19 protein-coding genes are annotated in these 25,411 nt (G+C 66.9%); 10 read left to right on the top strand and 9 right to left on the bottom strand.

The window, feature by feature from the left end; all coding sequences use genetic code 11:
• Nucleotides 1-3: 3 nt before the first annotated feature.
• The 6 genes from DVS29_RS26350 to DVS29_RS26325 are packed head-to-tail and all read right to left on the bottom strand — an operon-like array spanning nucleotide 4 to nucleotide 8,367.
• Nucleotides 4-1,584, bottom strand: coding sequence for an AMP-binding protein (locus DVS29_RS26350; RefSeq protein WP_118183457.1), 1,581 nt, complete (start codon nucleotides 1,582-1,584; stop codon nucleotides 4-6).
• Nucleotides 1,577-2,191, bottom strand: a complete 615-nt coding sequence (locus DVS29_RS26345) for a (2Fe-2S)-binding protein (RefSeq protein ID WP_118183456.1) — start codon at nucleotides 2,189-2,191, stop codon at nucleotides 1,577-1,579. Before DVS29_RS26345 ends, DVS29_RS26350 begins: the two co-directional genes overlap by 8 nt.
• Nucleotides 2,164-2,988, bottom strand: coding sequence for an FAD binding domain-containing protein (locus DVS29_RS26340; RefSeq protein WP_118183455.1), 825 nt, complete (start codon nucleotides 2,986-2,988; stop codon nucleotides 2,164-2,166). Before DVS29_RS26340 ends, DVS29_RS26345 begins: the two co-directional genes overlap by 28 nt.
• Nucleotides 2,985-6,161 carry a xanthine dehydrogenase family protein molybdopterin-binding subunit gene (locus tag DVS29_RS26335; RefSeq protein ID WP_118183454.1) on the bottom strand — a complete coding sequence of 1,059 codons (3,177 nt, stop codon included), beginning with the start codon at nucleotides 6,159-6,161 and terminating at the stop codon, nucleotides 2,985-2,987. Before DVS29_RS26335 ends, DVS29_RS26340 begins: the two co-directional genes overlap by 4 nt.
• The gene (locus DVS29_RS26330) at nucleotides 6,158-6,814 is read right to left on the bottom strand and encodes a UbiX family flavin prenyltransferase (protein WP_118183483.1); all 657 of its coding nucleotides are present in this window, start codon (nucleotides 6,812-6,814) and stop codon (nucleotides 6,158-6,160) included. The genes DVS29_RS26335 and DVS29_RS26330 overlap by 4 nt, the downstream gene beginning before the upstream one ends.
• An 11-nt stretch (nucleotides 6,815-6,825) precedes the next feature.
• Nucleotides 6,826-8,367, bottom strand: a complete 1,542-nt coding sequence (locus DVS29_RS26325; RefSeq protein WP_118183453.1) for a UbiD family decarboxylase — start codon at nucleotides 8,365-8,367, stop codon at nucleotides 6,826-6,828.
• Nucleotides 8,368-8,697: 330 nt separating this feature from the next.
• On the opposite strand from DVS29_RS26325, the gene DVS29_RS26320 reads away from it, so the two are divergent.
• From DVS29_RS26320 to DVS29_RS26280, 9 genes are all read left to right on the top strand, one after another.
• Complete coding sequence (locus DVS29_RS26320; RefSeq protein ID WP_118183452.1) at nucleotides 8,698-9,657, top strand: LysR family transcriptional regulator; 960 nt, start codon at nucleotides 8,698-8,700, stop codon at nucleotides 9,655-9,657.
• A 439-nt stretch (nucleotides 9,658-10,096) separates the two neighbouring features.
• Entirely contained in the window at nucleotides 10,097-12,133 is a 2,037-nt protein-coding gene (locus tag DVS29_RS26315; protein WP_118183451.1) for an arabinofuranosidase catalytic domain-containing protein, read from the top strand.
• A gap of 94 nt (nucleotides 12,134-12,227) precedes the next feature.
• Nucleotides 12,228-13,004 (top strand): DUF3348 domain-containing protein, encoded by a 777-nt coding sequence (locus DVS29_RS26310; protein ID WP_118183450.1) that lies wholly within the window; start codon nucleotides 12,228-12,230, stop codon nucleotides 13,002-13,004.
• 10 nt (nucleotides 13,005-13,014) lie between these two features.
• On the top strand, nucleotides 13,015-15,111 hold the full coding sequence (locus tag DVS29_RS26305; RefSeq protein ID WP_118183449.1) for a DUF802 domain-containing protein: 2,097 nt from the start codon (nucleotides 13,015-13,017) through the stop codon (nucleotides 15,109-15,111).
• Nucleotides 15,108-15,755: an OmpA family protein gene (locus DVS29_RS26300; protein ID WP_118183448.1), complete on the top strand. Its 648-nt coding sequence runs from the start codon at nucleotides 15,108-15,110 to the stop codon at nucleotides 15,753-15,755. Before DVS29_RS26305 ends, DVS29_RS26300 begins: the two co-directional genes overlap by 4 nt.
• Nucleotides 15,748-16,455 (top strand): DUF2894 domain-containing protein, encoded by a 708-nt coding sequence (locus DVS29_RS26295; protein ID WP_118183447.1) that lies wholly within the window; start codon nucleotides 15,748-15,750, stop codon nucleotides 16,453-16,455. Before DVS29_RS26300 ends, DVS29_RS26295 begins: the two co-directional genes overlap by 8 nt.
• Nucleotides 16,456-16,609: 154 nt before the next feature.
• On the top strand, nucleotides 16,610-19,192 hold the full coding sequence (locus DVS29_RS26290; RefSeq protein ID WP_420816165.1) for a penicillin-binding protein 1A: 2,583 nt from the start codon (nucleotides 16,610-16,612) through the stop codon (nucleotides 19,190-19,192).
• A gap of 228 nt (nucleotides 19,193-19,420) precedes the next feature.
• Nucleotides 19,421-20,929, top strand: a complete 1,509-nt coding sequence (locus tag DVS29_RS37415; RefSeq protein WP_164707989.1) for a dipeptidase — start codon at nucleotides 19,421-19,423, stop codon at nucleotides 20,927-20,929.
• Between the two features lie 161 nt (nucleotides 20,930-21,090).
• Nucleotides 21,091-21,705 (top strand): HAD family hydrolase, encoded by a 615-nt coding sequence (locus DVS29_RS26280; RefSeq protein ID WP_118183446.1) that lies wholly within the window; start codon nucleotides 21,091-21,093, stop codon nucleotides 21,703-21,705.
• Here the strand turns inward: DVS29_RS26280 and DVS29_RS26275 are convergent.
• Nucleotides 21,700-22,743, bottom strand: coding sequence for a MerR family transcriptional regulator (locus DVS29_RS26275; RefSeq protein ID WP_118183445.1), 1,044 nt, complete (start codon nucleotides 22,741-22,743; stop codon nucleotides 21,700-21,702). The genes DVS29_RS26280 and DVS29_RS26275 overlap by 6 nt on opposite strands.
• 81 nt (nucleotides 22,744-22,824) lie before the next feature.
• Complete coding sequence (locus DVS29_RS26270) at nucleotides 22,825-23,496, bottom strand: hypothetical protein (protein WP_124800719.1); 672 nt, start codon at nucleotides 23,494-23,496, stop codon at nucleotides 22,825-22,827.
• A 435-nt stretch (nucleotides 23,497-23,931) separates the two neighbouring features.
• On the opposite strand from DVS29_RS26270, the gene DVS29_RS26265 reads away from it, so the two are divergent.
• Nucleotides 23,932-24,225, top strand: a complete 294-nt coding sequence (locus DVS29_RS26265) for a hypothetical protein (protein WP_118183443.1) — start codon at nucleotides 23,932-23,934, stop codon at nucleotides 24,223-24,225.
• Here DVS29_RS26265 and DVS29_RS26260 read toward each other — a convergent pair.
• Nucleotides 24,210-25,307 carry a porin gene (locus DVS29_RS26260; RefSeq protein ID WP_118183442.1) on the bottom strand — a complete coding sequence of 366 codons (1,098 nt, stop codon included), beginning with the start codon at nucleotides 25,305-25,307 and terminating at the stop codon, nucleotides 24,210-24,212. The genes DVS29_RS26265 and DVS29_RS26260 overlap by 16 nt on opposite strands.
• Nucleotides 25,308-25,411 lie beyond the last annotated feature (104 nt).

Genomic DNA, 25,411 nt, shown 5'->3' with positions numbered 1-25,411 from the left:
CTGCTACTCCTTCGTGGTTTCAGTGTGATGCGCGGCGTCCGGCGCGACCATGGCATCGGCCACATACTCGCCCGCCTGCAGCTTGCGGCGCAGGATCTTGCCCACCGGCGACTTCGGAATCTCGTCGACGAACACGTACTCGCGCGGCCGCTTGAAGTTGACGAGGTCCGACGTGCGGCAATACGCGTCGAGCGTCGTGGCGTCCACATACTCGCGACGCTTGATGAAGGCGACCACGCGCTGGCCCCAGCGTTCGTCGCGAATGCCGGCCACCGCGACTTCGTCGACAGCCGGATGCAGCGACAGCACCGACTCGATATCGACGGGCGAGATGTTTTCGCCGCCGCTGATGATCATGTCGTCGACGCGGCCGGTCACGTACAGGTCGCCGTCGGCATCGAAATAGCCGGTGTCGCCGGTGAAGTACCAGCCGTCGCGCAGCGACTTCGCGTTCGCGTCCGGACGGTTCCAGTAGCCTTCGAATGCTTCGTCGCCGCGCAGGTCGGCGATGATCTGGCCTTCCTCCTGCGGCTGCGCGACGTCGTCGGGCGAAGCGGCGTCGAGCCTGACGACCCGCAGCCGCGTGTTGATACCCGCGCGTCCAGCGCTGCCGGGTTTCTTCGTTGCGTCCTGGTCGATGCTGCACGTGTAGACCTCGGACGAGCCGTAGTGATTCACGAACAGCTCCGGCCGGAATGCCGCCGACGCGCGCTTCAGCAGGCCGTCGTTCATCGGCGCGCCCGCGAAGCCGAGCTTCGCGACCGAGCGCGTATCGGTGGTCGCGAACGCGGGGTCGGCGAGCAGATCGTGATACAGCGTCGGCACCAGATAGAGGCACGTGAGCTGGTGCGCAGCGATGGTGTCCAGCGCGAGCCGCGCATTCCAGCGCCGCACGCAGACGAACAGGCCATCGACGAGCGCCATCGCGAGCAGCGAGCGCACGCCCATCGTGTGATAAAGCGGCATCACGCCGAGCGTGCGCTCGCCGTGGCGATAGAGGTTCTGCGCGACGTGCGCGAGCGCGGCGGCGCGCTCGTGCCGGTGCCGGCGCGGGACGCCCTTCGGCTTGCCGGTGGTGCCGGACGTGTAGAGGATCAGCGAGTAGTCTTCGGCGTCGGCTTCGGGTGCGATGTGCGGCGATGCGGATGGCGATGCGCGCTCGCGAAGCCTGGCGAATGACAGTGTTGCGCCCGCCGCATCGTCGAGCGCGATGCGCGGCACCTGCTGCGCGACGGGGCTGCCGTTCACCGCATCGGCCGTCAGCGGTTCGTAGACGATCGCTTTCGCGCCCGCGTCGGTCACGCAGTAGTCGAGTTCCTCGGGTTTCGCACGCCAGTTCAGCGGCACGACCACGATGCCCGCGAACTGGCAGGCCCAATGCAGCGTCGCCATTTCCCAGCGGTTCTGCAGCACCGCGAGCAGTCGATCGCCGCGCACGAGGCCGAGCCTGCGCAAGCCCGCCGCGGTATCGGCGATCAGCGTGTGCCACTGCGCGTAGGTCAGCGTCAGCTCGCCATCGGCGAGCGCGGGCGCGTTAGGGCTGCGCTCGACGCTTTGCAGGAACGTGCGGCCGAGATCAAGCATGCTGGGCCTCCTGTTCCTGTGCGTCGGCTGCGTCGCGCCGTCGCGCGGCCACATCAAGGACTGCCGCGACGATCGGCGTATAGCCGGTACAGCGGCACAGATGACCGGACAGCATGTCGCGCACCTGTTCTTCGGTCGGGTTCGGCACGCGCTGCAGATAGTCCGCGCACGACATCAGGATGCCTGCCGTGCAGAACCCGCACTGCAGCGCGTGATGACGCTGGAACGCCTGCTGAAGATCGCTTAGCGCGCGATGATCTGCACCGGCGTTTGCATCGCGCGCGGCGAGACCTTCCACGGTATCGATGCGCCGGCCGTCCGCCTGCACCGCGAGCATCAGGCACGAACGCGCGGCCACGCCATCGACATGCACCGTGCACGCGCCGCACACGCCATGCTCGCAGCCGACGTGCGTGCCGGTTGCGCCGAGCTCGTGGCGAAGGAAATCGCACATCAGGTCGCGCGGTTCGCAGTAGCCGCTGCGTTCGCGGCCGTTCAGCGTGACGGTGATGCGGCGCCGTTCGTCGTGACGATGCACGCGTTGCGGCTGATGTTCAGGGGAGTGTTGGGCTGCGTGAGTCACTGCGCCTCCTCGATGACGCGCCATCCGAGTTGCCGGACCAGATGCCGGCGATAGCCTGCGCTGACCTGCGCGTCGTCCTGTGCGCCGAGCTGCCAGCTCAGATCGTTGATGGCGTCGCGCAACGCGTCGCCGGTGAGATGCGGCCAGTGCGCGACGACCGGCCGGTCGGCAACGCCGCCGACCGCGAGCGCGATCGCATCGTCCGTGACGACGGCCGCGCACGACACCAGCGCGAAGTCGCCATGCCGCGCGGAGAATTCGGTGAAGCCGTAGCGCGCGCCGGCCTGCTTCAGCGGGAAGCGTGCCGCGACGACGAGCTCGTCGGGCTCGCGCGCTGTCATCAACATGCCCTGGAAGAAATCGCGCGCGGCGAGCGTGCGGCGGCTCCGCTTCGCGGATGCGAGCACGACTTCGCCGCCCAGCACGCTCAACACGAGCGGCAGTTCGGCGCTCGGATCGGCATGCGCGATCGAGCCGCATACGGTGCCGCGATTGCGGATCTGGAAGTGCGAGATGTGCGGGAACGCGAGCGCGAGCAGCGGCACTTCGTCGCGAAGCGTTGCGCGCCATTCGACGCTGCCCTGGGTGGCAGCCGCGCCGACCGTAAGCCGCTGCGCGTCACGATCGACGCGCACCACGTTGAGATCTTCCGTGCGCGAGATGTCGATCAGGCAGCGCGGCTGCGCGAGGCGCATGTTCAGCACCGCCATCAGCGACTGGCCGCCGGCGAGCACGCGTGCGTCTTCGCCGGTCTCCGCGAGTGCGTCGAGCGCGTGCTGGGTGTTCATCGCGCGCACATAGTCGAACGGGGCCGGCTTCATTGCTTGCCTCCGAACCATGCTATCAATCGTGCGAACCACGATGAACGTGCTTCGTTCGCCTGATGCTCTCCACGCGTGCTAACCAGCTTGCCACCAGCTTCGCGCCCGAGCGATTCGAACAACTGCTTCAGGATCACTTTCGCCGCGCCTTCCAGCATCCGGCCGCCGACTGCCGCGACCTTGCCCGACACCTGCGCTTCATAGTCGTAGCTGAGCAGCGTGCCGTTTCCGTTCGGCTTCAGTTCGACGAGACCTTCGCCGCGCGCGCTGCCAAGCGGCGACAGACCGCCGCCCGCGAGCCGCACGCGCCGCGGTCGTTCGATCTCCGACAAACCGATGCGCGCTTCGAAACGCGCCTTGATCATGCCGACGCCGACTGTTACGTCAGCGCGGTACTGGTTCTCGCCGGTTGCTTCGAGTGCGTGGCAACCGGGAATCACCTTCGCAAGACGCTCGGGGTTCAGCAGCACATCGAAAATCGCATCCGGCGAGGCGGGGAGGTCAACGGTGCCGCGCGCGGTGAGGGCTTTGCCGCTGCCTTTAGTTGGCGTCGCCGCTTCGCTCGTATTGGCTTGCGTCGATGCACATTGCGCGCCCGCTGCGGTTTCAGCAGCCTCACGCAACTCCGGCCGCGACGGCGGCGGATCGTCGAAGCCGATCAGCTGCATCACTTTCGCCGGCGTCAGCGGCAGGCGAATGTCGGCGACGCCGAGCGCATCCGCTACCGCGTTCGCGATGCACGGCGGCGTGCTCATGTTGTTGCCTTCGCCAAGCCCCTTCGCGCCGAGCGGCGTGAACGGCGACGGCGTTTCCAGATGCACGATCACCGGGTCCGGCACTTCGCAGGTGGTAGGCATCAGATAGTCCGCGAGCGTGCCCGACAGAAAACTGCCGTCCACGCCATAGCGGAATTCTTCCATCAGCGCCGCGCCGACGCCCTGTGCGAACGCGCCGCGGATCTGCCCATCGGCGAGCGCGGGGTTCAGCAGCGTACCGGCGTCGTGCGTCGTCACATAGCGGTCGATTCGCACACGGCCCGTCGCGCGATCCACTTCGACCGCGCACATATCGAACGCGAAGCCGTACGCCGCGGACGTGTTGATGCGATCCTGCTCGTCCGGCGCATCCATATGTGGAGGATTCCAGAACACCGTCTCGCGCAGCCCGGGTTCCTCGCCTTCGGGCAGCAACGCGGGCGCCCAGTGCGGCGCGTTGCTCGCGACGCGGCCGAACGGCAGCGCGCCGTCCTCGTGTCCGCGCACATCGATCTTGCCGTCGGCGAATTGCACGTCGTCCGGCGAACATCGATATTGTGCGGCGACGATGCGCGCGATCTTGTCGCGCACCCGCATCGCCGCAAGATGCACGGTGCCCGCCACCGCGCCGGCGAAGCGACTCGAATAGTTGCCGGCCGCGACCGACCATGCGTCTTTCGCGGTATCGAACTCGACGTTGACGACGATGTCCTTCGGGTCCAGCCCGAGCGCATCCGCCACCACTTGCGCGCAGACCGTCATGTGCCCCTGGCCCGCGGGCGTCGATGCGATCGTCACGTTGACGCCGCCCAGCAGATCGACGCTGACCGTCGCGCTCGCGATCGCGCCGCTCTTCGGACCGGACTTGCGGCGCGCGTCCGCGGGCATCACGGTCGTGATGTAGCCCATGTTCGACACCGACGGTTCGACGATCGCGGAGAAACCGATGCCAAACAAACGGCCTTCGCTGCGCGCCTGTTCGCGTCTGCGCTGCAGTTCGTCGTAGCCGCCTTCGTCGAGCGCGCGGCGCAGCGCTTCCTGATAGTTGCCGGAATCGAGCAGCGCGCCCGCTGCCGCACGATACGGAAAAGCGTCGGCGCGCACAAAATTGCGGCGATAGACATCGAGCACGTCGAGCTTCAGTTCGACGGCGATACGTTGCACCAGCCGTTCGAGCGCGAAATACACCTGCGGTCCGCCGAAGCCGCGCACGAGCCCGGTCGGCGTCTTGTTGGTCAGCACCACACGGTTGCGCACCAGCAGATGATCGATCGCATACGCGCCCGTCAGACAGCCGTGCATCCGGTAGAACGTCGCGGGTTCGGGCGCGCGCAGATACGCGCCGCAGTCTTCGAGCTGATCGTAGGCGAGCGCGACGATGCGGCCGTCGTCGTCCACCGCGGCTTCGAGTGTCGTCAGGCGCGCCGTTGCGGAGGTCGCCGCGCTCAGATGCTCGAGGCGGTCCTCGACCCACTTGACCGGCGCGCCGGCCTTGCGCGACGCGACGCACATCAGCACCGCGTACGGAAACACCGCCTGCTTGACGCCGAAGCTGCCGCCCGAGTCGCGCGGCGCCTTGTGGCGCAGACGGTTGGCGGGCACGTTCAGCGCCATCGCCATCACCGCGTGCAGCGAGAACGGACCCATGAAATTCGACGTGACTTCGTACGCTTCGTCGCCCGCGAGATGTTCGGCGATCACGACGCCGCATTCGATCGGCGCGCACGAATTGCGCGGGTAGTGCGCTTCGAGCTTTACGCGGTGACGCGCGTGTGCGAACGCCGCTTCCGGATCGCCGTAGCGAAACGAGCGGTCGCTGATCACGTTGCTGCCCACTTTCGGATGCAGCGCGGGCGCGTCTTCGCGTGTCGCGGTTTCGATCGACGTCACCGGGTCCAGCGGCGCGTAGTCGACCTTGATCAGGTCGAGCGCATCTTCGGCAAGCGCGCGCGATTCGGCGAGCACCACCGCGACGGGTTCGCCGACATAGCGCACGCGATCCATCGCGAGCGCCCATTGTTCCATCGGCGATTTCACACCGACCACGAACGGCCGCGACCATGCCGGCAGATCGTCGCGCGTGAGAATCGCGCGCACGCCGGGGTGTTGTGCGGCGGCATCGGTGTCGATCGTGCGAAGCTCGGCATGCGCGTGCGGCGAACGCAGGATGGCTGCGTGCAGCGTGCCGGGTTTGATGCCCAGGTCGTCGGCATAGCGGCCGCGGCCTAGCAGGATCGATGGGTCTTCGAAGCGTTGAAGCGATTTGCCGAGGTGACGTTGAGGTTGTGGTTCTGAGTGCGTTTGAGTTTGCGTTTGCTTTTGTGTCTGCTCGGCTGGCGCTTGCGTTTGCAGCGTAGACGTGTCGCTATCTGCGAAGGCCGTCGTGGTGTGAGGATCGTGAGCGTCGCGCTGATTCATGCCGGGCGCTCCTCGCCATCGTTTTCATCTTCGTTCACGCTGCCGCCACGCTTGCTGCCAAACGCATCCGCAAGCCCATTCCAGCGGCTTTCGATCTCGCGATGCTCGATCGAAAGCAGATCGAGAATCCGCCCCACCGTGTGATCGACGATATCGTCGACGGTCTGCGGATGCGCGTAAAACGCGGGCACCGGCGGCATCACGATCGCCCCCATTTCGGTGGCGCTCGTCATGTTGCGCAGATGCGCGAGATTGAGCGGCGTTTCGCGCGTGACGAGCACGAGCTTGCGGCGCTCTTTCAGCATCACGTCGGCGGCGCGCGTCAGCAGGTTGTCCGCGAAGCCATGCGCGACCGCCGCGAGCGTCTTCATCGAGCACGGCGCGATCACCATGCCACTCGTCAGGAACGAACCGCTCGCAATCGTCGCGCCGATGTCGCGTACGTTGTGCACGACGTCCGCGAGTCCGTCGAGATCGCCGCGCGTGAGGCCGAGTTCCTGAGCCGCTGTGAGCACGCCCGATGCCGACACGATCAGATGCGTTTCGTGCGTGCCGAGCCTGCGCAGTGCAGCCAGCAGGCGCACGCCGATCACGGCGCCGCTCGCACCGGAGATGCCGACCACGATCCGTTCGCGACGTCCGTTCGTCTGCATCGTCTCGTCCCTCAGCCCGCTTTGCGCGGCGTGGCGCTGGTGCCGGCGGTGAGCCATGCGTCGAACGCAGCGTTGCTGTCCGCGACGAGCCGCTTCAGGTCGACCTCGTTCTGCCCGGGAATCCGCACGCGCGTGAACACGTGTTCGGGGTAGACGACGGGCCGCGTCGCGTCGATTCCCATCTTCGCGCTTACGCCCTGCAGGTGCGCGGGAAGATCGTCGGGCTGACCGACAGTGGTGGACGGATCGAGCACCGAACCTTGCGCGCCTTCGATCACGACGAGATCGCGATCGGCCTGGAAGCGCGTCGCGATCGCCCATTCGATTTCCGCGGGGTTGTGCACATCGACGTCCGTATCGACCACGACGACCTGCTTGATGTCGTAATGCGCGCCGAACGCGCACAGAATCACGTTCTTCGCTTCGCCTTCGCGCTTCTTGTCGAACTGGATCCACAGGTGATAGCGGCACACGCCGCCGACCGAAAGCTCCACGTCCTTCACGCCCGGATGGCTGCGCTGCAGATGCGACAGCAGCGTCGCTTCGCGCGGAATCGCGCCGAGCAGCAGGTGCTCCATCTCGGCCGGCACGATGGTGTGATAGATCGGCTGCTCGCGATGCGTGACAGCGGTCACCTCGATCACCTCGCGAGCTTCGCGCGCGCTGTAGTACTTCGGGAACTCGCCGAACGGACCTTCGGGTTCGCGCACGTTCGGCAGAATGCGTCCTTCGATCACGATCTCCGCCGAAGCCGGCACGCGTACGTCGTTCGTCAGGCACTGGACGACCGGCAGCGGCTGGCCGTGCAGCGCGCCCGCAATTTCGAGTTCGTCGTTGTCGATCGGCGAGATCGCCTGCGATGCGAGCATCGTCAGCGGATCGACGCCGATCGCGATCGCGATGTCGAGCGGGTCGCCGGCTCCTTCGGCAATGCGGTGGAACGCGTACAGGTGACGCGGCAGCAGCAGGATCGCCGTGCGATCGCGGCCATGCACCTGGATGCGGTTGATCGACACGTTCTGGACGCCGGTGCGCGGATTGCGCGCGATCACGAGACCCGCGGTGATGTAAGGGCCGCTGTCGTGCTCGCTGTGCGTGGGCACGGGCAGGAGTGCGTGCAGGTCGATGTCTTTCGTGTGCACGACCTGGCGGCATGCGGCCGCATCGGCGGACACTTCGCGCCACGCGAGCGGATGTTCGGCGGCGTCGCGAAAGCGCGCGAGCAGATCGCTTTCGGCCACGCCCATCGCTTCGGCAATCCACGCGCGCCGCGACATGAAGCCGCTGACCACCGGCATCGTGTGGCTGCCAGGCTGCATGAAAACAGCGGCCTGCTGACCGTCGAGGCGTTTAGCGATGGCCGCGAGTTCGTGCTTCAGCGACACCGGTTGATCGATCGTCGCGACGCGGCCGGTCGACGACAGATGCGCGAGCCAGTCGCGCAACGTCAGCGGTTCCGGGCGGCGGGTCCATGACGTGGCGGTCACGCTGTCGGCAGGGTGGGCAGCGAAGCGGCTCGATGCGCCGTTCGCGGTGGCCTCGCGCAAATTCATCTGCACTGTCTCCGGTCTCTGACCGCTCACGCCTGGTGCGCGATGCGGTGCTGTTCTGTAAAAGCGTACCGGGCGAGGACCATAAGTTCTAATATTGTTTTTTGATGCGCCGTATCACTTGTCCTAATGCTAGTGAAAACCCGCATGACGCTTTGACGGTATTCAGCTTCAATACGCGGCTTCAGTACGCAAACCGTTCAGCGAGTAACGCGCGCAACGCACGTGCCCGCATTTGGCATCGGCGCATCGCATGTCCGTTGAAAGCGGCCACGCGCGTCCCGATGATGGCGGGTCGCGAGTCCATTCACTTCACTGATGAGTCTCCAACGCATGGACCTCAAGCAGATCCAGTACTTCATCGCGCTGTTCGAAGACGGCTCAGTCACGCGCGCCGCGAAGCGGCTGAACATCGTGCAGCCGGCGCTCAGCATGCAGATCGCGAAGCTCGAGGAAGAACTGAACCAGCAGCTCTTCGAGCGCAGCGCGCACGGCATGTCCCCGACCGCAACGGGCCGCTTGATGTACCGCCTGTTCCTGCCGATCGTGCGCGACATCGCGCATGCGCGGCAGCAGTTGTTGCAGCGTGACGAAGTGGTGACGGGGCATGTGTCGATCGGCGTGATCGCATCGGTGACGGAGAGCGTGCTGGCCGATTCGCTGTCGCGTTTTCACGCGCGCTATCCGCACGTTGAAGTGACGGTGGCGGATGGCTACAGCGCAACTTTCATCGACTGGGTGTCGGGCGGCCAGCTCGACGCGGCGCTGATCAACAAGCCGCGCACGCGGCTGTCGCTCGATTCGCAGCCGCTGCTCGACGAAGAGATGGTGCTCGTGACGAGCGCCACGCATGGCCCCGAGTTGCCGCCCACCATCGAGCTCGCGAAGCTGCCCGATCTCGAACTCGTGCTGCCCACCAAGCGTCATGGTTTGCGCGGCGTGATCGAAACCGCCGCGCAGCATGAGAACGTGCTGCTCGCGCCGCGCATGGAGATCGACGTGCTGAGCACGATCGTCAAGCTCGTCGCCGCGACGCGCTTCGCGACCATCCTGCCGCGCATCGTGATCGAGCGCGCGGTGGGGCTCGGCACACTGCGCGCTCATCCGATCCTCGCGCCGCGCATCGTGCGGCATATCGTGCGGATCAGTCATCCGCGACGGCCGCTGAGCGCCGCGGCGGAAGCGTTGATCGAAATCGTCGCGGACGAACTGCGGAAGGTGTCGGCTGCGACGACTGCCGTGAGCGCTGCGAGTGCCGCAAGCGCCAACCGCCGGGCCGCGCGCGATTCATAAAATCCACCCGGCTGGATTCGTCATTAGCAATAATATTTGTTGAGATTGCTGCACCGCACGGTCGCAATAAGCATGCTGTCTCGCCTTGAGCGCGCATCAGGGAATCTACTGAGGCGGCATGTCGATAATAATGACTAATATTATTAGCGCCAGCGCAGCCGTGGTGCCGCACGGTTGCTCACTTCAAAAGGATCCCGGTCAGACGCACGGTTCCACCCGCACGAAGCAGGGTGGCGCCGCGCTGTTGCCTGTCGTTCACGATCCCTGGCTGGCCGCAGCGATGGTGTGGGTTTGCCGATGGGGCTCCCGTTGCGCACGTCCATGGTCGGCGTAAAACATTCTTCGAGGACAGACACCGACGGTAACTGTTACGCGTGAATCTTTTAGTAATCCTGCGTTAATTGGATGTAATCCAACAGCTGGTTTATCGGAGAGGATCATGACGTTGAGAGCAATGGGACTGGTGCCCTTGCTGCTGTCGGCCGCGCTCGCGCTGACGGCATGCAATGGCGATTCACCTGCCGGGAGTTCGGCGACCGGCGTAGCGAACGCGAGTACGTCGCCATCCAATACCAACACCGAAGCGCAACCGAATGCGGCAACGACAGCCGAAGTGGGCTCGTCGCTGCCATTGCCGTGCGATGCCGCGGCTGCCGCGGGCACGTCGTGCTCGGCGGCTCACAGCGTGACGCGCCTGCTGACGAAGAACTACACGGGCCCGCTGTTCCAGATCGCGCGTGCATCGGACAACACGACCCAGAACATCTATCCGTACACGTCGGCGACGCTGCCGCACGGCGCCGGTCACAACCTGATCGGCACGACCAACGTCGCGAGCATCGATTCGTTCTGCAAGAACACGACCTGCTCGGTGACGGACATCTATGACCAGATCGATCTGGTCGCATCGCTGAAGGGCGGTACCTTCGGCAACGTGCCCGCCACGCTCACGCTGAACAGCGACGGCACCGAGTCGCTGAAGCTGCCGGTGAGCGGCCCGGGCTCGCAGAACCCGACCACGGTGCCGGTGCTCAACGGCTTCGCGACGATCACGCAGCCGGGCAGCGCGGGTTCGCTGACGGTGCAGGTCACGCAGCCGCCCACCGCGTTGACCGCGCAGGCGCCGACGCTGCAACTGACCGTCGGTAACGACCTGCCGGCGCTGTCGGGATCGCCCGCGAAACTGACGATCGTCACGGTGAACGGCACCGAGGTTCCGTCGCTGACGACGCTCGCGGGCCAGGCCTATCGCAACCGCTTCGGCACGGTGAACCAGTCGATCGGTGACACGGAGATTGCCGAGTATATGGTGGCGGGTGCGCACTACGACCAGTCGTCCACGTGTTGCGGCACCTACGGCAACATGGAGAACAGCGCGAATCCGAGCACCTATGCGCACGGCGAAGTGGAAGGCGAGATGTTCGCGCTCGCGTTCTCCGATGGCGCCGCCGCGGTGTTCGGCTACTGCGATGGCGATTCGGCCCAGTCGCCGACCACCAAGGACCCGGTGTGCAACGGCCTCGACGTCAACTGGCCGGGCGTGGATGCGGAAGCCGGCGTCTATCTGTACGGACCGCAGCAGCCGCCCAAAGAAAAGTTCGTCACGGTGCTCGCGAAGTACTCGCCGGTCACCGCATCGAATCTCTTTGCGGTGAAGGGCGGGGCCGCGACGCAGGGTGTGCTGACCGCGGTCTATGACGGCCAGCCGCCGGAAGCGTACATCTTCAGCAACAGCGCGGGCCACGCGTTCAACGGGCAGTGGCAGGGCGGCCTGTCGCTCGGCGAAGGCGGCGACGGTAGCGCGGCGCCGATCCAGTTCTACGAAGGCGCGGTGCTGGAGAAGGCAACCTCGGATGCGACGGACAACTCGATCCAGTCGAGCATCGCGAACTTCTACGGACCGCCTGCCGACCCGAACCTGGCGTCGTGCTACGCGGGCAATCTGGTGAACTCGCCGCTGAGCCTGTTCACGCCGGATGCATGGACGCAAAGCAACGGCGGCACCGCGACGCCCGCGACGGACCTCTACGGCACCACCCGCGCAGCGTCGGTTACGGCGACGAACGGGTCGGCGGTCGCGAACATTCACGAGGTGATCCGCGTGCAGGGCGGGCAGACGTACAACTTCACCGACTACGTGGCGGCGACGACCAACGCGACGGTGTTCCCGGGCGGCTCGGTGCAGACCGACGACAGCAATGGCACGGAGTTCGGCTGGGTGCTCAACACCAACACGGGTGCGATCGTGCGCGGCACGTGGGGCTCGGGCCAGGCGAATTCGCTGTCCGCGGTGAAGGTCGGCAAGTGGTGGAAGATCACGATGAACTACACCGCGCCGGCGGGCTCGAACAACGCGTCGATCTTCATCGATCCCCCGACGTCGAGCGCGGCCGGCGTGCGTTCGCAGCAGGCGTCCTACCTGACCGCGACGCACTACTGCCCGGCCATGGCGATCTCGGCGGCATCGGGCACCTGATCGATATGTCGAGTAGCTTCAGTCCGGTTTAAATAGGGCGCTGACCGCCTCCGCCCCGGGGGCGTGTAAACTGCAGCCTTTTTGCTTTGCCGGAATGGTGCATGTCCCCGAGCGTCGGGCCGTGAGCGGCCCGGCGCTCATTCGCTTACTCGCCCGCCTGACGGACGCCAATGTGGCGGCGTCCGGGCAGCCGCTCGCGGACCGGCTGGGCCAATGGCTCAGCTGGACCGACGCGATCGCGCTGTCCACGGCATTGAGCGGCAATCCGCCCGCCATCGAGCCTCGCGGCACGACTTCCGACCCCACGGAAGACGCGCTGTGCACGCGTGTGCGTACGACGCTGACGAACGCGATCGCGCGCGACGCGACGCTTGCGCCCGAGCGGCAGCGCAGCCTCGCGCGCGGCCGCGCGATCACGCCTGCGGTCGTCGACGACACGCCGCCGGACTACGCGGTGTATCGCCAGTGCTATCTGTCCTTCCAGGAAGAGATGGAGGACGCGATCGGCGATCTGCGCGCGCGTCTCAGGGCGATGCTCGCGGCGCGCAAGCCAGCGATGGCGCGGCTCGCGGCGGTGGATGGCGTGATGGAGCGCGTGCTTGGCACGCGCGAGCGCACGCTGCTGGCCGCGGTGCCGGGTTTGCTGTCGATGCACTTCGACCGTCTGCGGGCGGCGCACGAAGCGGCGCATGCCGAAGCGCACGACGCGAGTCAGTACGACGCACATGCGCTTCCGGCAGAGCCGCCAAAGGCCAACGCGAACCCATGGCTCGACGTGTTCCGCAAGGACATGCAAAGCGTGCTGTTCGCCGAACTCGAGGTTCGTTTTCAACCGGTCGAAGGGCTGCTTGCAGCGCTTCGCGACTGCTAACCGGAACCCCATGTCCAGATATCGCATCGATGTTGTCGTCTTTGTTGCCGGGCTTGCCGTCGTCTGCTGGATCGGCGCGGGCTATGCCGTCACGAATCCGCTCGCGCTCGCGGTCACGCTGCTGATCGCGCTGTGCTACGTCGCGGGCGCATTCGAACTGCGTCGCTTCCATCAAGCCACCGCGAGCCTCGCGCGGGCCGTCGGCGAACTGTCCGCGCCGCCCGCTTCCCTTGACGCGTGGCTCGAGCGATTGCATCCGACGCTGCGCGGCCCGGTGCGGTTGCGTGTGGAAAGCGAACGCGCCACGTTGCCTGGGCCGTCGATGACGCCGTATCTGGCCGGTTTGCTGGTGCTGCTCGGCATGTTCGGCACGCTGCTGGGCATGGTGACGACGTTGCGCGGCACCGGCGCCGCGCTCGACAGCGCGACGGATCTCGCCGCGGTGCATGCATCGCTCGCCGCGCCGATCAAGGGCTTGAGCTTCGCGTTCGGCACGTCGATCGCGGGCGTCGCGACCTCCGCGATGCTCGGGCTGCTGTCGGCGTTGTGCCGGCGCGAACGGATCGAAGCCGCGCGCCTGCTCGACGAGAAGATCGCGACCACGTTGCGGGTCCATTCTCAGGCATGGCGGCGCGAGGAAAGCTTCCGGCTGATGCAGCGGCAGGCGGATGCGCTGCCCGCGCTCGTCGACCGGCTGCAGACGATGATGGGCGCGATCGAGCATCACAGCGCCACGCTGCACGAGCAGCAGCGCACGAACCAGCAGGCGTTGCACGCGAGCATCGAGGCGTCGTATACGGCGCTCGCGTCGTCGGTGGGACGCTCGTTGCGCGATAGCGCGGCCGACAGCGCGCGCGGCGCGAGCGCGGCGATCCAGCCGGTCGTGCAGGCGACCATGACCGGGCTCTCGCGCGAGATGAGCGCGCTCGGCGCGACCGTGACGAGCGCGGTGCAGAAGCAGCTGGATGGTCTGTCGAGCGGTTTCGAAGCGACCACCACGACAGTGGCCGGTCTGTGGACGAACGCACTCGCGGAACAGCAGCGTTCGGACGATGCGCTCGTCGAGCAGTTGCGCGTCGCGCTGGAGCGCTTTACGAGCACGTTCGAAACGCGCTCGGCGGGCTTGCTGGATGGCGTGTCGACTCGAATCGATGCGGGTGTCGGCAGCGTGTCCGATGCGTGGAATGCCGCGTTGACGCGTCAGGAACAGGCGAGCGAAAAGCTCGCCGCGAATCATCAGCAGGCGCTCACGGCGACCGTCGCGAGCTTTGAGCAGCACGCTTCGTCGCTGCTCGGCGCGGTGGATCGTTCGCATGCTGAGCTCCAGCAGCAGCTGGCATCGCGCGACGAAACGCGCCTTGCCGCATGGACCGGCGCACTCGATGCCACGGCCGCATCGCTGAACGAGCAGTGGCAGAAAGCCGGTGAAGCCACCGCAAGCCACCAGCAGGCGATCTGCGCGACGCTCGAACAGACCGCGCGCGAAATCTCCGCACAAACGAAGACGCACGCCGCCGATACGATCGCCGAAATCGCGCGGCTCGTGCAGGCCGCGTCGGAAGCGCCGCGCGCCGCCGCCGAGGTGGTCGCGGAACTGCGCCAGAAGCTCTCCGACAGCATGGTCCGCGACACCGCGATGCTCGACGAGCGCGCGCGCTTACTCGATACGCTCAGCACGCTGCTCGATGCAGTGAACCATGCCTCCACCGAACAGCGCGGCGCGGTCGACGCGCTCGTGTCGACCTCTGCCGGTCTGCTCGAGCGGGTGGGCTCGCAGTTCTCCGCAACGGTCGAAGCGGAGACGAACAAGCTCGGCGGCGTCGCCGCACAGGTGACGGGCAGCGCGGTCGAAGTCGCGAGTCTCGGCGACGCGTTCGGTGCGGCCGTGCAGGCGTTCGGCGCATCGAACGACACGCTCGTCGCGCATCTGCAAAAGATCGAGACCGCGCTCGACCGCTCGCTCGCACGCAGCGACGAACAGCTCGCGTACTACGTCGCGCAGGCGCGCGAGGTGATCGATCTGAGCATGCTGTCGCAGAAGCAGATCGTCGAAGACCTGCAGCAGCTTGCCGTGCAGCGCGCCGATAGCGGAGCCGAAACGGCATGAACGACGAGATCGACGGCGGCGTCGAGCCGACGGCACCCGTCTGGGCCGCGTTCGCCGACCTGATGTCGGTGCTGGTGGGCGCGTTCGTGCTGATCCTGGTAGGCGTGATCGGCTTGCAGCTGGAACTGTCCGCGCGCCTGCACGACCAGGTGAAGCAGCGGCAGCTCGAAGCGGAGCGCCGCAAGACGCTGGAACAGGCGATCGCGGGGCCGCTCGCGGCGGGGCGCGTGACGCTCACGAACGGACGCATCGGCATCAGCGGCAACCTGCTGTTCGCGCTGAACTCGGACCAGCTGCAGCCGCAGGGCCGCGATCTGCTGAAGAGCCTCGCGGGGCCGCTGTCCGTCTATCTGCAGTCGCACGACGAGATTTTGATGGTCAGCGGTTTCGCCGACGATCAACAGGTGCGCGCGGGCAACCGGCGCTTCGCCGATAACTGGGAGCTGTCCGCGCAACGCGCGCTGACGGTCACGCGCGCGCTGATCGATGCGGGCGTGCCGGCTTCATCGGTGTTCGCGGCGGCGTTTGGCTCCCAGCAGCCGGTGAGTTCGAACGCGGACGATGCGGGGCGCGCGAAGAACCGCCGCGTCGAGATCGCGCCGGTGCCGAAACGCACCGGCGCGGCGGCGGAGCAGCATGAGTAGCGGCACGAGCGGCGATATCCGCCAGGTTCGCGCGACGCTCGATGCGTGGCGCGCTCAAGGCGCCGATCGCGTGAACCTCACACGCTATCGCTTCATCGATGCGCTTGAGCGGCGCGCGGCCGGCTACGACGGCGACGCGCGGCGCGTGCTCGACGAGCGACTGGCCACGCTGATCGCGGCGTATGCGGACGAGATCGAACGCGCCGACGGCGTGGTGAAGACTGCGAACGCAGCGGCAACGCTCAACGCCACGCCCGCGCGCAACACGCTGCGCGATCTCGTCAACCAGATGCATATCCGTCGCGCCGCAACCGAAGGTGGAAACGACGACGCATCGACCGCGCGCGCTGCGTCGCGCGGGCTGCATTCGCACGCATCGCCGGACCTCCCCGTGCTCGACTTCTTCCGCGAAACGTGGTCGAAAGTCAGCGCGGAAAAGCAGCTGCGGCAAGCGCTCGAACGCGTGCCGGGCAACGCGGGCCCGCTCAATTCGAACAGCCTCGTGCACCGTTCGCTCGCGTTGATGCGCGAATGTTCGCCCGGCTATCTGCAGCAGTTCCTGTCGTACGTCGATGCGCTCGCGTGGATGGAGCAGCTCGCCGGACCGATCATGGGCAACCACACGCCGACCCCGACAGCCACAGCCGAACCGCCACGCGCGGCCAGCGCGAAGAAAGGCGCGCGCGGCAAATCGCGCTGATATCGCAAGCGCGAACTCTCGCCAAAACGCCCGCTGACGGTAACGCGACACGCCGTTTGATACCATGCACCCTTTTTAAAGACGAGCGGGTAGCAGCGTGATGCGCCGATTCATTTCGTCCGTAAGGGATTTCTGCGTCCGATGGGTGCGCCGCATGGCTCACGCCGTGATGGTTTGCCTGCATGTCGCGATGGCGCTGGCCGGCTTCTTCGCGCAGCTCGTCAAGCCCGCGCTTGCCCGTGCCTGGTATCACGTGAAGCATCCGACCCGGCGCGGCGTGCTCATCACGCTCGCCACGCCGCCCGCGCTGGTGCTGCTGTACGTGATCGTGCTGATTCCGTTCACGCCGAGCATCAGCGATATCCGCAAGGCGCGCGTCGACCGGCCCGCGCAGATTCTCTCCGCCGACGGCAAGCTGCTCGCCGAATTCAAGCCGTCCAACCGCGAGTGGGTCACGCTGAAGGAGATCTCGCCGCACATGGTGGACGCGCTGATCTCGACCGAAGACCATCGCTTCTACGAGCATCACGGCATCGACTGGAAGCGCACCGCATCGGCGGCGCTGCACACGTTCGGCGGCGACCGGCAGGGCGGCTCCACGATCACGCAGCAGCTCGCGCGCAACCTGTATCCGGACGAAGTGGGCCGCGCACCCACGCTGACCCGCAAGATCAAGGAAGCGATCACCGCGGAAAAGATCGAGATGGCCTACAGCAAGGACCAGATTCTCGAGACTTACCTGAACACCGTGCCGTTCCTGTACAACGCGTACGGCGTCGAAATGGCCGCGCGCACGTACTTCGGCAAATCCGCGGACGAGCTCGACATCCTTGAAAGCGCGACGCTCACCGGCATGCTGAAGGGCAACAGCTACTACAACCCGGTGATCAACCCGGAGCGCGCGCTCGCACGGCGCAACACCGTGCTCGCGCAGATGGTGAAGTACGACAAGCTGTCGCCGGCGGCGTTCGAGAAGCTCAAGGTCAAACCGCTCGCCGTCGATTTCGAGCGCCAGGTGGAGCCGCCCGGTCCCGCGCCGCATTTCGCGCAGCAGCTGCGCAAATGGCTGATCGGCTGGGCCGATGCGAACGACTACAACATCTATTCGGACGGCCTCGTCGTCCATACGACGATCGACTCGCGTCTGCAGGCCATGGCCACCGCCGCCGTCGCGCTGCAGGGCCGGCAGTTGCAGTCGGTCGCGAACGGCGCGTGGAGCGGCCGCGCGGGCTGTTCGGTGTCGAACGATCTGTTCAAGACCTTCATGCGCGAGTCGCCCGAATACCATACCGCGCGCACCAGTGGTGCCAGCGACGACGATGCGCTGAAGCAGCTCGGCGCGGACCGCGCTTTCATGCGCAACCTGTGTCACGACAAGACCGAGGTGGAAGCGGGTTTTCTCGCGATCGATCCGCGTAACGGGCAGATCAAGGCGTGGGTCGGCAGCCGCGATTTTACCGACGAACCGTTCGATCACGTGCAGCAGTCGCGCCGTCAGCCGGGCTCGACGTTCAAGCCGTTCGTGTACGGCGCGGCGTTCGCGGCCGGCTTGACCCCGACCGATACCTTCATCGACCAGCCGGTCGAGATTCCGCTGAAGGGCGGCGAGATCTGGCGTCCGAACGACGACGTGCCGCCCAGCGGCAAGCCGATGACGCTGCGCGACGCGCTCGCGTTTTCGCGCAACCGCATTACCGCGCAGCTGATCGAGCAGGTCGGCGCGGATCGCGTCGCGCGTCTCGCGCGCGAGATGGGCGTGCGCGACAGCACGCTGGATCCGGTGCCGTCGCTTGCGCTCGGCACGAGCCCGGTCACGGTCAAGGAGATGGTGTCGGCCTACGCGACCATCGCGAACGACGGCGCGTATCTCGAACCGCGCATGGTGACGAGCATCGAGGATCACGACGGCCACGTGCTCGCGGAGTTCGAGCCGGCTGCGCCGCAGCAGGCGCTGCCGGTCGCGGCGGACCGCACGCTGATCGACACGATGCGCGACGTCGTGAACCGCGGCACGGGCGTGGGCATCCGGACGCGCTACGGGATTCGCGCGGACGTGGCGGGCAAGACCGGCACGACCCAGGACAACACCGACGGCTGGTTCATCCTGATGCATCCGCAACTGGTGGCCGGCGCGTGGGTCGGTTTCGACGACGGCCGCGTGACGTTCACCAGCAGCGCGTTGGGCGAGGGCGCGCACACCGCGCTGCCGATCGTCGGCGATTTCTATCAGCGGGCGTTGCGCGCGCGGCTGATCGATTCGCGCGTGCGCTTCGACACCGAGGTGCAGCCGGGCGCGTTCGACGTGTTCCGCGACAAGCTGCGCGCGTGGATCGCGGTGCTGAGCGGTGCGAAGCCGCAGGCGCCGACTGCGCCCGCGCCGGTGCATCACGCGCCGCCGCGGCCGGTGGCGCCGGCTTCTTCCGCGGCGCCTGCATTGGCGGTGACGCCGGCTCCAGTGGTGACGCCGTCGCAGGCGTCGGCGCCGTTGCCGGCGTCGGTGCCGCCGCTGATCGGCGTGCCGGCGAGCGGGGCGTCGGCGGCTGCGTCGGGCACCGGGGCGTCCAGTACGCCGGCCGTGTCGCCGCCGCTGCTCGCGCCCACGATCCTGCCGCCGGCTTCCGGCGCGCAGGCGACCGGCACGCCGCGCGCGAACGGTGCGTTCCCGCCGGAAGGCTCGGGCTCCTCACCGACGCCGACGCCCGATGTGCCCGAGGCGGCATCGGCAGGTGGGCAGTGAGGTTCGCAGGCAACTGAGCGGGCGGCAGCAGGGCGGCGACGCGGGTTGGGCTGAACGCACTGTGCGCCCACGCGACGGATTATCCTTCGCGAGCCGTTCAAGTATGAGAGACGTGGAATCGAAACGCGGGGATCGCATCCTGAGTTGAAGCATCGCAGGATGCGGCCTCCGCATGATTCCGCAAATCGCTGTGCCGCCGGACCACCCGACCTGCCACGACCGCCGCTCATGCCCATGCCCACCACCGACTCGCCCGCCGCGCTTCCCGACTGGTCCACGATCCGCACAGACGAAGCGGCCTGCCTGCACGGCATCGCCGTCGAACTGAGCGGCTGGATGATCCCGCTCGACCTTGCCTCGCCCCACGCCGGCTACTTCCTGCTCGCCGCCGACGAACCCTGTTGCGGCGGCTGCGTGCCGCGCGATCCGGCGAGCTGCATCGAAGTATTCGCGCGCGGCGAAGTGCCCGTGAGCGCGCATGCCGTGCGTCTGCGTGGCCGCCTGGAACGGCTCGTCGACGATCCCGCGGGCTGGCGTTACCGGCTGGTGGATGCGGTTGCGACAGCATCGAACACCGCGATGTCGCGCCGCGCGTTCCTCGCAACGGGCGTGGCGCTCGGCCTCGCGGCCTGCGCGCCGGGCCGCTTCGCTGGCTATACGGAAGCGCAGGCGCCGGATGCATCCGCGTCGTCAGCGCAGGCGGCATCCATGAGCAACGCCGCGCCCGCGTCATCGAACAGCACCGCCACGTGGGCACCCTCGCCCGGCGCGCTCACGATGGACATGCACAGCCACGAGGGCCATGTGATCGTGTCGCGGCTGCCGTCGGTCGGCGCGAACCGGCCGCTCACCGAGATCGCCGCGCCGATGCGCGAGGGCGGCATGCACGTGATCTGCCTCGCGATCGTCTCGGACACCAACGTCACGCGCGTGTCGGCGGATCGAAAGCGTTTCGAAGCCTGGCGCGCAGCGCAGCCGGGCGAGCTGTACGCGCTGAGTCAGGTCGAATTCCAGCGCGCCGGCGAGCTGATCGAGCGCGAACGCTTGCTCGTCGTCACCGACGCCGCCTCGCTCGCGACGCTGCCGCGGCAGGGACCGTGCGTGATCGTATCGGCGGAAGGCGCGGATTTTCTCGAAGGCCAGCTCGACCGCGTCGACGAGGCGTACACGCAGCACCGGCTGCGCCATCTGCAACTGACGCATTACCGCGTGAACGAGCTCGGCGACATCCAGACCGAGCCGCCGGTGCACGGCGGCCTGACGGACTTCGGCGCCGACGTGGTGCGCCGCTGCAACCGGCTCGGCATCGTCGTCGATATTGCGCATGGCACCTACGATCTGGTGAAGCGCGCGGCCGCCACGACGACGAAGCCGCTGGTGCTGTCGCACACCGCGCTCGCAACACATCCGGGGCCGCGCAGCCGGCTGATCACGGGGGATCATGCGCGCGCCGTCGCGGACACCGGCGGCGTGATCGGCGTGTGGCCCAGCTCGGGCAGCTTTCACGATCTGCAGGGGATGGCGCACGGGATGCGGCGCATGGTCGACGTGGTCGGCGTCGAGCACGTCGGGCTCGGCACCGACATGCTCGGCTTCATCTCGCCGCCGGTGTTCCGCAGCTACCGCCAGTTGCCGGCGCTCGGCGACGCGCTGCGGCAGGCCGGTTTTTCGCAGCCGGAGACGGAGCAGATACTCGGCGGCAATTACCGGCGGGTGTTCGAAGCGTCGATGGCTTGATCGACCGGCGCGGCTTGTGTCGGTGCGCGGTGGCGTCGCGCGGCTTGCTGCGCGGTGCGTGGCTATCGCGCCTTTGCGTGGCATGCACGTCCGTTCACGCGTGACACCAAAATTCCCGGATGGCATGCTCGTCGTGACGCGTGCGACGCAGGAGCGACGCCATGACTTCACCGATCGCGCTGGTGCTGTTCGACATGGAAGGCGTGCTGTCCCATTACGACCGCGGCGCGCGGACCGGTCGGCTGTCGGCGCTCACCGGCGTCGCGCCCGAGACGGTGCGGCACGCGATCTGGGGTTCCGGCCTGGAAGCGCGTGCCGATGCGGGCGAAATCAGTGCGGACGAGTATCTCGATGCGCTCGGCGACCTGCTGGGCCGCCGCGTGAGCCGCGACGAATGGCTTGATTCGCGGCGTGCGTCGATCACGCCGAATGCGCCCGCCGTCGCGCTGGCCGAGCGGCTCGCGGCGCGCCATCGCATCGCCGTGCTGACCAACAATTGCCGGCTCGTCACGGATCACGTCGGCTACCTGTATCCGCCCGTCGCGCGGGTGTTCGGCGAGCACGTGTATCCGTCGGCGGCGTTCGGTGCGGCGAAGCCTGCTGCGCGTGCGTATCTCGGCTGCGTCGCGCAGCTCGGCGCCGCGCCCGATGCAACGCTCTTCATCGACGACACCGAAGCGAACGTGACCGGCGCGGTGGACGCCGGGCTGCACGGCTATCGTTTCGTCGATGCGGATGCGCTGGAGCAGGAACTGGTGCGTTGGGAGTTGCTATGAGCGTTGAAGCGCATCCGCGGGTGATTCAGGCCGCCACGCGATCATGCCAGCCGTGCGCGCGCGCACTTCGGGCGACGCGAGGCACGTGAGCACGGCTTCATACCCCGGCGCACCCGGATACGGCGCGACGCGCACCGGCGGACTGTGGTTCGCCGGGCACAGGACGATCGCTTCGTACGCGCCGACGAGCGTCAGGTCGAGCAACGCGGACGAGCGCGTCATCAGGAAGAGCGGCGGGGCACTGGTTGCGGCGCGTTGCCGGAGATACGAACCGAGCGCTTCCTGGGTCGGATGGTCGAGTCCCTGTTCGACCATGTCCACGACGATCGCCGTCGCGCCCTCCGTTTCGAGTCCTGCCAGCAGCGTGACGAGCGCATCCGAATGCGTCGCGCCTTCGCCGATGAGCCATGCGAGCGCGCGCTCGACTTTTGGATGCAGCGCGGGCATCACCGCCGCCGCGTCATGGTTCTGCAACCGGTCGAGTCCCAGAAACACCGCGCCGGGTATCGCCTCGGCGATGCGCCTCGCGAGTCTCGTCTTGCCGCTGCCTAGCGGACCGATGAGGTAGTTGAGCGGCCGGATGTCGGCGAGTTCGAACGGCTCGCCGCCCCATGGCCACGGCAACGCGAAGCTCACTGCGGGCAGCGCTGTGCGGGCGAGCGCGTCCGTTAACGCCACCTCGTCCGGCATGCGGCCGCTGGCCAGTTCAGCCCGCAGTGCGCGCACCTTGTCGATCCGTCGAGCCTGCTGCCGGAGCTCGTCTTCGAGCGTGGCCTCGTGCGCCGCGAGCGCATCGGCGAGACTGCGCGAGTCGCCGTCCAGCACGCCCGCGACCTGCGCGAGGCTCAAGCCGAGCGCGCGCAGCGTGACGATGCGCTCGGCGCGGCGCATCTGCTCGGGCGAGTAGATCCGGTAGCCCGACGACGTGCGGCTGGGCGTGACGAGGCCGTGCTGCTCGTACAGCCTCAACGCCTTGGTCGATACGCCAAGCCGGCCGGCGGCACGGGACGCGTTGAGACCGGGGGGGCGGACATCCATGCGGGACCTCGTCGGTTGTGCGTTGTGGCCATCATGAAGGCGGCCCCGGGGGCCGGGTCAACCGGATTGTGCGCCGGCCCGCTACGGTTTCACCGCGTAGCGCACCAGTTCCATTTCGGTGGTTGCGGGCGCGCCCTTGCCGGCGAGCTGCCCCTGGAACTCGCCGCGCACGATGCGCTTCGCGCTCGGCGCGTACCACAGCGTTTCCCGCATCGGGCCGCCGCCCACGCCATATTGCGGAGTCCATGTGCCGGTCATCTTGACCTTGATTGCGGCGAACGAGCCGGCCTTCGTCGTGATCGTTTCCACGCCTTCCACTTCGCACTCGGCGCGGCGCGAGATCAGCTGGCCGCCCGGATCGTGCGCCTGGCAGTCGGCCTCGTAGCGCGCGCCCGTGCGCAACGGGAAACGCAGTCCGTTGCCGCATGCGTGTTGATCGGACGCGTTGGGGACGACGTTCGCATCCGACGTCAACACGGCATGTCCGCCGCCGGGGCCGAACTGCAGGACCGCGCTGCCGTCCGCGCGCACGCTCGTCACCGTCTGCGTGACGGTTTTCGTGTTCGGCGACAGCGCGTCGGAAAACTGATAGGTCCAGTTGTCGCCGGTCCTGTAATGCGGCGCGTTCTGCGGCAGCAGATCGGCTTGCGTGGTCGCTGCGAATGCCGCCGATGCGGCGAATGCGCTGGTCAACGCGCATACCGTTGCGCGCGATACCTTGCGCAGCGTTGAAGACATGCGGTTGCGGTTCATGTCCATGTCGTCCCCATGATCGGTTGAAAGGATTCGGGTGAACGCGAAAGCGTCTCGTTGGACTGTTGCCAGGTGCGAACGTGCGGTGAAAGGGTCCGCTTTCGTTCATTGCAGCCGCATCTATCTATCGTGCATCAAGCGTGCATCAAGCGGGGCAAGGTCCTGTCACCGGAAGGAACGAGCCAGGCGCGGATCGTTTGAAAGCGGCGCGCCGTCGCATTCAGGATTCCCTGACTCGAACAACAGCGCATTCCGAACGCAATCCGCGCGTCGTGCCTATCCAGCCGCAATCCGCAACTGCCGTTAGTTCGGGAAGGAAAACGCGCGGGCGCAACCGCGCGGCGTTGAATGACGCATCAGAAACGGGAGCGGGGAAATGATGTGCAAGACGACTGACGGACGCGCGTGCGTCCGCCGTGCAGCGGAGAGGCTCCGGTGAACAGGAGCCCGCTGCCGATCGAGGCGCTCGTCGAACAGGCGCGCAAAAATACGGCGAGCCTGTCGACGCTCGCGGCGAAGGCGGTCGCGTATCAGACCTTCGTCGAGGCGGTGCTGCCGATGCTGACGGCCGCGCAGACCGTCGATCTTTCGATGCGCTTCCAGCAGCGCATCGAGGACGTGATGGCCGTGATGGACGACATCGCGCTGCCCGCCGACTATCACGCCACGCTGCTCGCGAAAACCAACGAACTGCTTGCAGCGTTGCGCGACGATCAGAAGCGCGTGTGAATGCCGATCCGCGCGACGGCCTGGGTCGGGCTGCTCGACGCGTCGTCGGTGCCGTTCATGCCGTTGATCTGCGCATTTGCGCCGGCGTTCGCGCGCTGATACACGGCGAGCGCATAGACGCTGGTGCGCTTCGACAACGCGTAGTCGACGATGCCTGCAAGCTGGTGCGCGTGATTGTTGTCGACCACCGCGTTGCCCTTCATGTACATGTACGACGCGCCCACGCTGAGTGCCGGCGTGAAGTTGTAGTGCGCGCCGACCGAGCCTTCGTACACGCCGCCGCCATTCGCCGAGTTGTGCACGGTCGTGAAGAGCGCATTGGTAACGAGCGCGCCGAAGCGGTAGTGCGCGCCCACACCCCAGTTGCGCACGCTGACCTGCGGCGAGCCGCTCGTGTAGGTCTTGATGTTCGTGTACGCCGCGTTCGCGCCGAACGAGCCGGCCGCGTAGTTGAGGCCGAAGCTCGTCGAGTTGCCCGCGCCCACCGAACCCGCCACGCCGCCGAAACCGTACATCGCGCCGGCGCTGAAGCCCGCGTACACCGGTGACGTGTACTTCACCGAGTTCGCCACGCGTTCGCCTGCCATGCGGTCCCAGTCGAACGCGCCTGTCGGGTTGTTCGGCAGGTCGAGCTTCGTAAACGGGCCGGCGCGGAAGTCGTAGAAGTGGCCCGACAGTTCGGCCGGATCGTCGTTGCCGAAGTACAGCGAGTCCGTCATGAAGTCGTACTGATTACCCATCGTCAGCTTGCCGGTGCGATCGTTGGTCAGCCCGACGTAGGACGTGCGGCTGAACAGGCTCGAATTCGTCATGAACGCGCCGTTGTCCAGCTGGAACTGGTCGACGAGTTCGAAGATCGCCTTCGTGCCGCCGCCCAGGTCTTCCGCGCCGCGCATGCCCCACAGGTTCGGGCCGTTCACACCGTCGTCCATCTTCACGTTGTGGCTGCCCGACTGGTTGCTCACGTACGTGACGCCGCTATCGACGAGGCCGAACAGCGTGACGCTGCTCTGTGCATGTGCGAGCAGCGGCATCGTGCAGGTGCCGGCGAGTACCGCGAGCGTGATCCGGGTCTTCTTCATTGTGTAGATCTCCTTGTGTTGATTAGTTATCCAGATTATTTGTTACGCGATCTTTCTACTGGTAAGTTCTTGTCGGATCGACTTCGGGAAACGGTCAGACGCAG

The sequence above is a fragment of the Paraburkholderia phosphatilytica genome (assembly GCF_003443895.1).
GTDB classification, from domain to species: domain Bacteria; phylum Pseudomonadota; class Gammaproteobacteria; order Burkholderiales; family Burkholderiaceae; genus Paraburkholderia; species Paraburkholderia phosphatilytica.
The sequence above is the reverse complement of the archived record's forward strand: the minus strand, read 5'-3'. Positions and strand labels throughout refer to the sequence as shown.

Bases quoted from the DNA above. Each gene is read 5' to 3' on its own strand.
- DVS29_RS26290 (WP_420816165.1), top strand. From the start codon at position 16,610: ATGGCTCACGCCGTGATGGTTTGCCTGCATGTCGCGATGGCGCTGGCC.
- DVS29_RS26320 (WP_118183452.1), top strand. From the start codon at position 8,698: ATGGACCTCAAGCAGATCCAGTACTTCATCGCGCTGTTCGAAGACGGC.
- DVS29_RS26330 (WP_118183483.1), bottom strand. From the start codon at position 6,814: ATGCAGACGAACGGACGTCGCGAACGGATCGTGGTCGGCATCTCCGGT.
- DVS29_RS26335 (WP_118183454.1), bottom strand. From the start codon at position 6,161: ATGAATCAGCGCGACGCTCACGATCCTCACACCACGACGGCCTTCGCA.
- DVS29_RS26270 (WP_124800719.1), bottom strand. From the start codon at position 23,496: ATGAACCGCAACCGCATGTCTTCAACGCTGCGCAAGGTATCGCGCGCA.
- DVS29_RS26280 (WP_118183446.1), top strand. From the start codon at position 21,091: ATGACTTCACCGATCGCGCTGGTGCTGTTCGACATGGAAGGCGTGCTG.
- DVS29_RS26345 (WP_118183456.1), bottom strand. From the start codon at position 2,191: ATGGCGCGTCATCGAGGAGGCGCAGTGACTCACGCAGCCCAACACTCC.
- DVS29_RS26350 (WP_118183457.1), bottom strand. From the start codon at position 1,584: ATGCTTGATCTCGGCCGCACGTTCCTGCAAAGCGTCGAGCGCAGCCCT.
- DVS29_RS26315 (WP_118183451.1), top strand. From the start codon at position 10,097: ATGACGTTGAGAGCAATGGGACTGGTGCCCTTGCTGCTGTCGGCCGCG.
- DVS29_RS26325 (WP_118183453.1), bottom strand. From the start codon at position 8,367: ATGAATTTGCGCGAGGCCACCGCGAACGGCGCATCGAGCCGCTTCGCT.
- DVS29_RS37415 (WP_164707989.1), top strand. From the start codon at position 19,421: ATGCCCATGCCCACCACCGACTCGCCCGCCGCGCTTCCCGACTGGTCC.
- DVS29_RS26340 (WP_118183455.1), bottom strand. From the start codon at position 2,988: ATGAAGCCGGCCCCGTTCGACTATGTGCGCGCGATGAACACCCAGCAC.
- DVS29_RS26275 (WP_118183445.1), bottom strand. From the start codon at position 22,743: ATGGATGTCCGCCCCCCCGGTCTCAACGCGTCCCGTGCCGCCGGCCGG.
- DVS29_RS26260 (WP_118183442.1), bottom strand. From the start codon at position 25,307: ATGAAGAAGACCCGGATCACGCTCGCGGTACTCGCCGGCACCTGCACG.
- DVS29_RS26300 (WP_118183448.1), top strand. From the start codon at position 15,108: ATGAACGACGAGATCGACGGCGGCGTCGAGCCGACGGCACCCGTCTGG.
- DVS29_RS26295 (WP_118183447.1), top strand. From the start codon at position 15,748: ATGAGTAGCGGCACGAGCGGCGATATCCGCCAGGTTCGCGCGACGCTC.
- DVS29_RS26305 (WP_118183449.1), top strand. From the start codon at position 13,015: ATGTCCAGATATCGCATCGATGTTGTCGTCTTTGTTGCCGGGCTTGCC.
- DVS29_RS26310 (WP_118183450.1), top strand. From the start codon at position 12,228: ATGGTGCATGTCCCCGAGCGTCGGGCCGTGAGCGGCCCGGCGCTCATT.